This is a genomic window from Candidatus Frankia nodulisporulans (assembly GCF_902806475.1).
Classification (GTDB): domain Bacteria; phylum Actinomycetota; class Actinomycetes; order Frankiales; family Frankiaceae; genus Frankia; species Frankia umida.
Genome location: NZ_CADCWS010000243.1, coordinates 1 through 6,325, shown reverse-complemented (window position 1 = coordinate 6,325; position 6,325 = coordinate 1). Strand labels below are relative to the sequence as shown.

6 protein-coding genes are annotated in these 6,325 nt (G+C 71.5%); 2 read left to right on the top strand and 4 right to left on the bottom strand.

Annotated features, from left to right (window positions below):
* Positions 1 to 259 precede the first annotated feature (259 nt).
* Positions 260 to 886, bottom strand: a complete 627-nt coding sequence (locus G6R24_RS17170) for a hotdog fold domain-containing protein (RefSeq protein WP_225438650.1) — start codon at positions 884 to 886, stop codon at positions 260 to 262.
* A 169-nt stretch (positions 887 to 1,055) separates the two neighbouring features.
* Here G6R24_RS17170 and G6R24_RS17165 point away from each other — a divergent pair, with 169 nt between their 5' ends.
* A complete protein-coding gene (locus G6R24_RS17165) occupies positions 1,056 to 3,047 on the top strand; it encodes a DNA polymerase (RefSeq protein WP_163550241.1) in 1,992 nt (663 codons plus the stop codon).
* Positions 3,048 to 3,066: 19 nt separating this feature from the next.
* On the opposite strand, the gene G6R24_RS17160 is transcribed toward G6R24_RS17165, so the two are convergent.
* The 3 genes from G6R24_RS17160 to G6R24_RS17150 all read right to left on the bottom strand — a co-directional run bounded on the left by G6R24_RS17160 (position 3,067) and on the right by G6R24_RS17150 (position 5,769).
* Entirely contained in the window at positions 3,067 to 4,302 is a 1,236-nt protein-coding gene (locus G6R24_RS17160; protein WP_163550240.1) for an epoxide hydrolase family protein, read from the bottom strand.
* Between the two features lie 554 nt (positions 4,303 to 4,856).
* Positions 4,857 to 5,297 carry a peptide-methionine (R)-S-oxide reductase MsrB gene (gene msrB / locus G6R24_RS17155; protein ID WP_163550239.1) on the bottom strand — a complete coding sequence of 147 codons (441 nt, stop codon included), beginning with the start codon at positions 5,295 to 5,297 and terminating at the stop codon, positions 4,857 to 4,859.
* Positions 5,298 to 5,433: 136 nt separating this feature from the next.
* Positions 5,434 to 5,769, bottom strand: a complete 336-nt coding sequence (locus tag G6R24_RS17150) for a hypothetical protein (protein ID WP_225438649.1) — start codon at positions 5,767 to 5,769, stop codon at positions 5,434 to 5,436.
* A gap of 96 nt (positions 5,770 to 5,865) precedes the next feature.
* Here G6R24_RS17150 and G6R24_RS17145 point away from each other — a divergent pair, with 96 nt between their 5' ends.
* Positions 5,866 to 6,216 carry an RNA polymerase-binding protein RbpA gene (locus tag G6R24_RS17145; RefSeq protein WP_163550238.1) on the top strand — a complete coding sequence of 117 codons (351 nt, stop codon included), beginning with the start codon at positions 5,866 to 5,868 and terminating at the stop codon, positions 6,214 to 6,216.
* The last annotated feature ends 109 nt before the right edge of the window (positions 6,217 to 6,325 follow it).

Below are 6,325 nucleotides of genomic sequence, written 5' to 3'. Positions count from 1 at the left end.
GGGATTCTCACCGGTTCACGTTTCGAACGCCGGCATTTCGCCTGTCGCGTCGCCGCAGACCACGTCCAGCGGTAGACCACGTCCAGCGGTGCACCCGGGCGCGCCCGACGGTACTCCACCGCCCAGACCATCCCCGACCAAGATAATCAACGGTGTTGACGCTGTCCCAGTGACAGGAAAACGATCATGGTGGCGAAGCCCGCCCGGGAGGAGCGCACCTGGGGGAGGGGAGACACGGACAGCAGGGGTGAGGCCGGTGTCAGGGCTGGCCGGGCCTCAGTTCGACGAACAGCGCCTCGGCCTGCGCGCACAGGACATCGCCATGGTGCAGTCCGCCGCGCAGATAGCACTTGCGGCCCTGGACGCGGTCGACCTCCACTTCGATCCACAGCTCGGTGTCGATCGGCACGATCGCACGATAGTCGACGTGCAGATACGCGGTACGGGCCATCGGCCGGTCCCGGTTGGCCACCGCGCTGAGCGCCTCGTCGAACACCAGGGGCACCGCACCACCATGCGCCGCGCCACCGCCACCGAGGTAATGGCGACCGAATGTCAGCCGGCACCGGCCATGGTGGGCGTCGGCCTCGTCCCAGTGCAGCGCGGGCACCATCGTCTGGCCCCGCCCCGGCAGGTCGAAGCGCCGCCCCGCGACCCGTTCGCTCTCCGCGACAGCGAACGGGGCGAGCTGCGCGCCGAGCTCGGCCAGCTGGTCGGCTACCCGGCTGACCAGAGGGTCCGGCAGCCGCGCGCCCCCCACGGCATCCAACAGATGACGCAGGTTCGCGGCAAGCCGCTCGTAGTCCGCGCCGCCGGCCGGCTCCGGTGTGTCGGCCAGGCGGCCATATGGTCGGGAATCCGCATGCCCCGTGCTGACCTCACTCACCGGCCCAGCATGGCAAACCCGGCCGCACCCGACGGGTGGAGTGTGCTTCTCCCCACGGATCCCGGTCGCGCCTGCTCGTCACCTGTGGAAGGGAATTGTTCGCGCCCATCGGTTACCAGGGCGAGCGGGGTGGGGGAGAACTGTCGGACCCACCGGTCAGAATCGACCCATGCCCTCGGCGCCGGCCCGTGTCCTGTCCGAATCGGAAGCTGACCCGTGCGCCGCGCTGTGGGCGGCCGAGCTTCCCGCCCGCCATCCCCTGGCCATCGTCGCCGTGCCCGGCGTTGGGTTCGCGCTGGCCTGGCCAGCAGGCCTGGCGCCCGGGCCGGTGGTGCTCGGTCTCGTCGCGGGCCCGGGCGAGGTCGGGCGCCACCTCGCCGAGATCGAACGTCGTCTCGGGCCCCGCTGGGTGTGGTGGTCGTCGCGGCCCGCGACGCAGCTGGCGCTCGCGGCCCGGGTGCGCCTGGCCGCCTGCTGGGATCTGTCCGCCGTGCACCGTCTGCTGCACGGGGGCCGCCGCGGCGACGAACCGGCCGTCTGGGCGGCTGCCGTGGGTCTGCCGCCACCGCCACCGCGGGGATCCACCCGTCCCCTGCGGGCCGTCGCGGGGCAGCTTGATCTCTGGGATGGCACCACGATGGCCTCCGGCGACGACACCGGGGCCGACGCCGTCCTGCGTGCGCCGGTCTCGGCCGGGGCGGACCACGCCGACACCGCCGACGCCGGTGTCGGCGGTGAGATCGGGATCGACGGTGACGCACTACGCGGTGACGGTCAGCTCGACGCCGACTGGCTCGCCCGGGCCCCGTCCGCCGCCCAGTCGCTGCGTCGCGCCGCCCGGCTGGCCCAGCTCGCCCTGACGGTGCACGAGCACCAGACGGCGGCGCTGCGGCGTCTGGCCGATGGCCGTCCCCAGCCGGGCCGCACCCCCCTGTCCGTGCTCACCGCCTGGTCGGAGTCCGCCGCCGAACTGCTCGCCCGTGAACTCGAACGCGACGGGCTGCCCCTGGCCAGGCCCGTCGCCGAGGCACTGCTCGACGAGCTGATCGGCCCCCGCCCGCACACCCCCGCTGACGAGCACACGGCCCGCCGCCGCCGCGACGCGCCCGTGCTCGCCCACCTGCCCGCACCGGTCGACCTGCGCAACCCGGCGGCGGTCCGGGCGGGTCTGCGTACCGTCGGTATCGACGTCCCCGACACCCGCTCGGGTCGCCTCGAACCGCTGCGGGGCGCGCATCCCGTCGTCGGCGCCCTGCTCGCCTGGCGGCGCGCCGAACGGATCGTCACCACCTACGGCCACCGCTGGCTGGACGAACACGTCGGCGTCGACGGCCGGCTACGCGGCGCCTGGCACGGCAGCGACGGCGGTGCCGGTCGGATGACCGCCCAGGCCGGCCTGCACAACCTGCCCGCCGACCTGCGGATCGCGATCGTCGCCGAACCGGGCCGGGTGTTCGTCCGCGCCGACCTCGGCCAGATCGAACCGCGGGTGCTCGCCGTCGTCTCCGGTGACACCGCGCTGGCCCGTGCCACCCACGCCGACGACATGTACGCCCCCGTCGCCGCGCACCTGGGTCGCCCGCGCGCCGACGCGAAGATCGCGATGCTCGCCGCGATGTACGGGCAGACCACCGGCTCGGCCGGCGAGGCGCTGCGCCGGATGCGGCGCGCCTACCCCACGGCGTTGGCCTTCCTCGACGCCGCCGACAGAGCCGGCCGTGAGGGCCGTGACCTGCGTACCTTCGGTGGCCGGCGGATCCCCCTGGCCCCCACCGCGGCCGCCGGTGCCGGGCCAGGGGCGGCCCGGGGACTGACGGACCCGCCTCCGCCCGACGCGCAGGGCGACGCCGAGCCGACCCCGCAGGCCCTGATCGCCCGCGGGAGGTTCGCCCGCAACGCGGTCGTGCAGGGAGCCGCCGCGGAGCTGTTCAAGGCCTGGGCGGCGACGGTCCGCATCGAACTGGCCGCACTCGACGGCGACATCGTGCTGTGCCTGCACGACGAGCTGCTGGTCCACGTCCCCCGGCGGCATGCCGAGCAGGCCGCCGGGCTACTGCACCGCACCCTGGCCGCGACCGCCGCCTACTGGACGGCCGGCAGCGGCGTGCGCCTCGTCGCCGACGTCTCGATCCTGCACCGCTGGTCCGACGCGCCGCACTGACCCGGCCCGGGGTGGGGGTTCAGGGTCGGCGGTCGTGGAAGGTGCGGCGCAGGTCGCTCACCCAGGCGTCGGGGTTCTCCCAGGGGATGAAGTGGCCGCCGTGGTCATGGGCGTTGACGTTGACATGGTTGAACCAGGCGGCCTGCGGGCCGCTGGTGAACGCGCGGATCCGCTGCTCGGCGGTGTGGACACCGGGCGGGTTCTCGTAGCCGACGAAGGTCAGCCCGACCGGGGCCCCCACCACCGGGGTGCGCTCGTGGGAAGGAACCCAGGGATACCGGTTGGCGTTGGCGTAGTACCGCATCGACGTGGCGATGGAGTTGTTCACCCAGTAGATCGTGGCGTGGGTGAGCAGGTCGTCCCGGCTGAACACCCGCTCGAGGTCACCGCCGTTGTCACTCCACGCCGTCCAGCGTCGCAGCAGCCAGGCGAGCAGCCCGGCGGGGGAGTCGGCCAGGCCGTGCGCGACGGTCGCACCATCGAGGGTGTGCACCGCCAGGTGGGACGCCCACCGGTGGTCCAGGGCCAGGATGCGGGCGCGTACGTCGGCGGGCTGGTCGTCCGGCAGGGGCCGGCCCCGGGCGAAATCCCAGGAACGGGGGCCGTTGAAGAAGTCCAGCGGCAGACCGGAACCGATGTGGATGCCGTACAGCTCGTCGGCGTAACGGTGGCCGAGCTGGCTGGTGACCAGAGCACCGATGTCGCAGCCACCCGCGGCGTACCTCGGATGGCCGAGGGTCTCGGTCATCAGCAGATGCCAGAGGTCGGCGACCTTCCAGAAGTTGACGTCGGGGAAACCCGTCAGCGGACCGGGAAACCCGAAGCCGGGCAGGGACGGCACGATCACGTCGAACGCGTCGGTCGGGTCACCGCCGAACGCCGCCGGATCGGCGAGCGGGTCGATCACCTTCGACCAGTGCCAGAACGTCCACGGCCAGCCGTGCGTCAGGATCAGCGGGATCGGCCGGACACCCCGCCCGGCCCGGCGCAGGAAGTGCACCGGCACCCCGGCGACCGTCACCTGGTAGTGCTCGTAGGCGTTGATCCGCGCCTCCGCCCGGCGCCAGTCGTAGCCGTCCCGCCAGTAGTCGACCAGCGCGCGCAGATCACCGACCGGGACCCCGTAGGACCCGTCCTCGTTCCCCTCGTCCACCGGCTCCCGGGTCAACGCGAGCCGAACCCGCAGATCCTCGAGGACCTCATCGGACACCCGGATCGGGGCGGGCTCCAACGGAAAGGCACGGGGGGACGCCATGACCTGACTCTCCTACGGGGTAGCGGGATGCGACGGCGCCCACCGGGGTCACTGTCCGAACCCGTCCAGCATCCCCCGAAGGTCAGCCCACGATCGACCTCCGCACCCCGCCGTCCCTCACCAAGATAATCAACAGTGTTGACATCCACGCAGCCTACTGATCAACTACTAAGATCATCAACAGGCATCTGGGGGAGAGGTTCCCGCTCGGCACTTTCCAGATGGAACGCGACATATGGCGCTGCTGGCCGGCCGGGGGCGGGAGAGAACGCGTGGCGTCGCCCCGTCGTGATGCCGACCGCGCGCAGCGCGGCCAGCATCCCCGGAAGATCCTTATGGACGGCGCGACGCGATGATCGTTTTCTCGCCCACTACCCTACTTGACATAATGTGCATTATCGGCGTGTGTGGGTTGGTGTGGGTGTGGGTGTGGGGCTGGTTTGTGGGGTGTTTCGGAGGTCGGACCGTGGTCGCTGAGTTCGGCTGGTGCCGTGCTCAGCGACCACGTGTCGCGTGTTGGTCGGGGTCGTTCGTGAGGTGGGTGGATGGGTGGTCTAGTGGGGGTCGAGGTCGAGGGCGAGGCTGTTCATGCAGTAGCGCTCGCCGGTGGGGCCGGGGCCGTCGGGGAAGACGTGGCCGAGGTGGCTGTCGCAGCGGGCGCAGCGGACTTCGGTGCGGGTCATGCCGTGGGAGTGGTCGTCGATGAGGGTGACGGCGTCGCGGACGGTGGGTTCGGTGAAGCTGGGCCAGCCGGAGCCGGAGTCGTATTTGGTGTCGGAGGTGAACAGGGGTGCGCCGCAGGCGCCGCAGCGGTAGGTGCCGGTGTCCTTGTTGTAGGTGTAGGTGCCGGTGAAGGCGCGTTCGGTGGCGGCCTGGCGGAGGATGGCGTAGCGGTCGGGGTCGAGTTCGGCGCGCCACTGCTCGTCGGTTTTGACGATTTTGCTGGTGGTGTCGTTGCTGGTGGGCTGCTGGTCGGGGGTGTTGCTGGTGGTCATGGTGTGGGGTCCTTTCGGGTGGTGACGGGTGGTGGTTGGTGGGGGTGTTTCGGCTGCTACTCCCCTGTGTTGGTTGTGGGCTGGTGGCGGCGGAGCAGGGGTAGTGCGGCGGCGGCGCCGCCGAGGGCGGCGGTGGTCATGGCGGTGCCGAGGGCGGGTGGGAGGTGGCGGTGGCGAAGACGGAAACGTCGGCGGTGTCGGCGAGCATTCCGGCGGTGATCCACAGGTGGGTGTCGCGGCCGGTGGTGTGGGCGGTGAGGAGTCCGGCGCCGAGGGCGATGTCGCGGATGCCGGCGAGGCGGGCGGTCCAGGCGAGGTGGGTGGCGGTGGTGCGGTCGATGCCGGTGAGGCGCAGGATGTCGACGGCGCGGGTGAGGGCGGCGAGTCCGACGGCGGTGCGGAGGACACCGAGGGTGAGGGTGTGCAGGGTGTGTGGGGGGCTGGTGGGGGGGTGTCGGCGGGTGGGGTTCATGATTGTGGTAGGTGTCCTTCCGGGGCGGGAACGTCTTGGCTGGCTGGATCGTTGTCGGGTGGTAGTTGCTGACGACTCGACGCTCGGAGGAGTTATATGGGCGAGCGCATCCTGCGGGGAAGCCGTCTTGGTGCGGTGTCGTATGAGACGGACCGCAGTACCGAGCTTGCTCCGCGCCAGTCGGCGTCCTACGACTGTCCGAACGGGCACCAGTTCACGATGCCGTTCGCCGCGGAGGCGGAGGTGCCGTCGACGTGGGAGTGCCGGGTGTGTGGTGGGGCGTCGGTGATTGTGGATGGTGAGCGGCCGGAGCCGAAGAAGGCGAAGCCGCCGCGGACGCATTGGGACATGTTGATGGAGCGTCGTACGACTGATGATCTGGAGGAGGTGCTGGCGGAGCGGTTGGCGGTGCTGCGGGGTACCGGCGAGGGGCGTCGTAGCGCCTGAGTGCTGTCGCGCCTGTGGGCGTGGGGGTGCTGTTGTCGGGTTTTCCGTGGTGGGGTGATGGGTCGGGCACGGTGGTTGCGTGCCCGACCCTTTGGCGTGTGCGGGTTTG